At 47.3% G+C, this 3,550-nt stretch carries 1 protein-coding gene; it reads right to left on the reverse strand.

Annotation, left to right across the window (positions count from 1 at the left end):
• On the reverse strand, positions 1-3,534 hold a 3,534-nt coding region (locus HMPREF1640_RS12220; protein ID WP_036895300.1), incomplete at its 3' end, for a DUF2958 domain-containing protein.
• Positions 3,535-3,550: the final 16 nt, after the last annotated feature.

Here is a 3,550-nt window from a genome sequence, read left to right on the forward strand (position 1 = left end):
TACTTCGTGGTCACAGATACCTCCGCCATTGGTTTTGAGCATCCACACAGCGTCTTTCTGACTTTTGTATAAGTCAGGGATGCCTAATCGTTTAAGGTCTAAGTTGGGGAAGCTCTGATGTCCTCCGTCAAAGTTGGGACGAACAAAGCAATTAAAGAGTTCATTGTAGCGATTAGCCAACTGTTCTTTGAAACTGTCGGGACGTCTGCCTAACCAATCCACAAATCCTTGTCTGATTTCCTCAATCTTGCTATTGGCTTGTTGGATTTTCTCTCCATCACGCACTTTGATGGTGCGTTCTTCTCCGGTGATGGGGTCGATGACTTCCTTGCTTTTGCTGATGTCGGGAATGGTGTTGTGCAAGGCGTGTTTGAGCAGATGCAACCCATCGTATTTGCGAAATTCTCCCTGCACGGCATACTTGTGCAAGATATTGCCGTTCTTGTGGTCGCAACCGATGGTATACTCGTCCATGTTGGGATGATAGCCTACTCTTAGGTCTGTACCGAAAAACTCTGTGGCAAATTGTCCATAAATACCTGCGGGTATCCAGCGTTCACCAAGGTTGAAGTCCAATTCTGCAAAGGGAATGGGAGTGGGTTTGGCGGCTATGAGGGCTGCCAAACTCTGTTGGGCTTCTTCATGGTCGGGATGGTCTAAGAGCCAAGAACTGATGCGCTCTGCTTTTTCTACGACATTGCCTGAAATGAATTTGTCTGCGACTTCGTAACCTTCGATTTCTGGGTTATAGTAGATCCGTCCCTCTAGAGCGGAGACGATATCGCTTTCTTCCATCTCGGGAAGAAGCGAAGACATATAACCGAGTTCTACACTGCCATATTTGTTAAGCGATGCGCCAAGTGCTTCCAAAGGGTCGGAAGCAATGGTGAGTTCTGAGGTTGAAAAGGCTGTGGGATGGTCGAAGATGTCGGCTTTGGTGTACTTTCCTTGTTCGGAACGCTCCAGAAATAGCATTTCTACTCCCGTGGCATCCATCTTGATGAGGTCGGTATTGGCTTTTTTGTTGAGTGCTCCCCAGCGTGCTACGAAGTTATCGTACAAGCGATTGAGTTTCTCACGCTCTTCTTTATCTTCTGCGTGGTTGGTGGCTTCATAATCATAGAGACGGTGGTAGCACTCACGGATTTCCACATAGGCTTTCAGGCGTGTGATTTGTGTAAGGGGCAAGTCCATCGGATGAAAGGTGGGGTGTCGCTTGAGGTCGGAGAGATAGCCCACTTGTCCTTTCTGCACCACAATTGAGCCATCACGCAGATGACTGTCGGGGGCAGAAAGAAATGGTCGGGGGTTGGCATCAAAGATTTGCTTCACCTCTGCTATGGGCTGTGGTTTTAGCGTGGTGTCTTCATGGACAAAGTCAAAAAGCGAAGGCTCGGAAGTCGTGCTTTGCGCAGCTTTCCCGGACTTAGCGGTTGTCTGTGGTTTTGTCTTTGACTTTGTTTGCGTCTTAGCGGTTGTCTTCTTGGGGGTATTGGCTTTTAGTTCTGCACTGACGCGCTCTACTTCTTGTGTCCACAGTGTGTATTCCTCGGGAGCAAAGAGCAGATACTCCTGATTATTGTTGCTTTCTACAATGGGATGGTGGTCGTCATCGAAATAAACAGTTTGCCCATTCATCTCGCGTGGGGCTTCCACGTCAGGGCGTTTCTCTGCTTTCTCTTCATATTGATGGAATAGGGTCAATGTAGGCACCCCTTCGGGAGCGGGTTCTTCGGAAATCATTGCTGCAATATCTGTTTGCAGAGTCATTTGTTCTTCTTGAGATTTTGCTTCTTCCTGCTCCTTTGTATCTTCCTTAATCTCTTCTTTTATTTCCTCCGCAATAGCTTCTTCTATCTGTACTTTTTCCTTGGTGAATTGTCCTTGCACCAAGTCTTCTAGTTCTTCTATTTCGTGGAGTTTGCAGGACGTGAAATAGAGGTCTCGCTCTATTCCTAAGCCGTGTACCTTCACTTCTTGCATTTCATCGAGCGACATATTTCCAAGTTTCCAACCATAACCCATCGTTACGGCTCCAAAACCTATTCGGGTCTTGGGGTCGTATTCTAATATGTAGGCGGTGTAGGCTCCCATCGGAAAGAAATAGCGTGCATAAGCGGTTTTATCTCCAATCAATTCCTTTTGTGTTGAATAGAGTTTGGGGAGCTGCTTTTGAATGGCCTTGGGCATCAGGTTGTAGGCATCGTTTACTTCCTTTTCTTCTTGTGGAGTTGATTGTTCCTTCTGTTCTTTCTGCCCTGACAATCCCGCGGTCACACCAAGTTTTCGCAGTTTCTTTTCGGCTTCGGCTTGGCGTTCTTCTTCACTCATCGCAACGCCTGTGTGATAGAGTTTGCGGTCAAATCGTTTTTCTATATCGTGTGAGAGTTGCTCACGCAAACAGTCAGCCATTTCTTGAATTCCGCCCTCAAATTGATACTCCCATGTGGGTTTGCCATAAGGGTCTGTTCCCTTTACTCGAGTAGTGGCGATGGTGTGCGATTGGATGTCTTCCCAACTGCCTTCAAAGAGAGCACTGTGTGTGAATGCCATTGAGAAACCATCGCCTTTGGGAACCGCAACGGTCTGCACAAACTTTTCTTCATCAGATGTTGCAATGCCTTTTCCACTTTGTTTTTGCAGGACAATGAGGTCACTCCCTACCTCTGTTCCTGCGTTTTCACTGAACATTCCTCCGGGCAGGCGAATCGCTGAGATGAGTTTACTATTCTCCATCAAATAACGGCGGAAGGCTTCATTGCGTGGAGCATCTAATAAGCCTTGTGAGGTGATGAAAGCAAGTACGCCTCCTTCGCGAATACTGTCGAGTCCTTTGATGAAAAAGTAATTGTGAATGGCGCGTGTGGATTCTTTCTTGATGACGTCTTGTCCTTTGTTGTAGGCTCTATCGTAGACCATAAAGTCACCAAAGGGGATATTGCTGGCGATAAGGTCATACTTGTCGGCTGCTGTGCGTTCTTCTATACTTTCAAAGGGGGCTTGCTGTACAAAGATGGTGCTTTGCCCTAGGGGATGTAGACTTTGGGCTATGCGGGCGGTGAGTAAATCTTTTTCAAAGGCGTCTACCCGACCTACGTGTGGAGCGAGGGTTTCGGCAAATGCACCCATTCCTAAGGAAGGGTCTAGGCAAGTGCGAAAGGTTACACCTGGTTTCTCTAAGGAGTCGGCAATGGCATTGACGATGCGTGTGTCGGTATAAAAGGAGGTGAGGACGCTTGCCTTGATGCTTTCCCAATAGCGTTTAGCCATATCGGCACTGTGAGCTTCTCGATAGATGAGCTGTTTGAGTGCACAAGTGGGGGCAAAGAGGTCTTGTTCGGACTTTGCCCAATAGCGGATGTCTTCGGGTTGGTCGGTTCGGTTTAAGATGCACTTCAATCCGCCAAAACCTTGATAGGAGCGCAGTACTTTTTGTTCTTCTTCGGTGGCGGTGCGTTGTTCTTTCTCCAAACGAAGGAGAAGACCTATGGCTGCTGTGTTGGCTGCTAAAACAGCTTTTTTGTTGTAAGACATAGTAAAGAAATTATTG

It is taken from the genome of Prevotella sp. S7-1-8, from assembly GCF_000758925.1.
In the GTDB taxonomy this organism is placed as follows: Bacteria; Bacteroidota; Bacteroidia; order Bacteroidales; family Bacteroidaceae; genus Prevotella.